The organism is Mediterraneibacter sp. 210702-DFI.5.30 (assembly GCF_020560115.1).
Taxonomy (GTDB): Bacteria; Bacillota; Clostridia; order Lachnospirales; family Lachnospiraceae; genus Mediterraneibacter; species Mediterraneibacter faecis.
Window position 1 is genome coordinate 1 of record NZ_JAJCME010000222.1, and the last position, 223, is coordinate 223.

At 53.4% G+C, this 223-nt stretch carries 1 protein-coding gene; it reads left to right on the forward strand.

Annotated elements, in window-relative coordinates:
- Window positions 1-223: peptide-methionine (R)-S-oxide reductase MsrB (msrB, locus tag LI126_RS15345; RefSeq protein ID WP_227165766.1), on the forward strand; the 223-nt coding region annotated here is incomplete at both ends.

Sequence of the window (223 nt, forward strand, 5' to 3'; positions counted from 1 at the left end):
TTTGATTCGGGCTGCGGCTGGCCGGCATTTACCAAACCAATTGCCAAGCTGAAAGAAAAGCGCGACCAGTCGTTTGGCATGGAAAGAACCGAGGTGCGCAGTCTGAAGGCTGATTCGCATCTAGGACATGTTTTTTGCGATGGACCGCTGGATCGCGGCGGTCTGCGCTACTGCATCAATTCGGCCGCCCTGCGTTTTATTCCGTTTGATCAGTTTGCAGAAG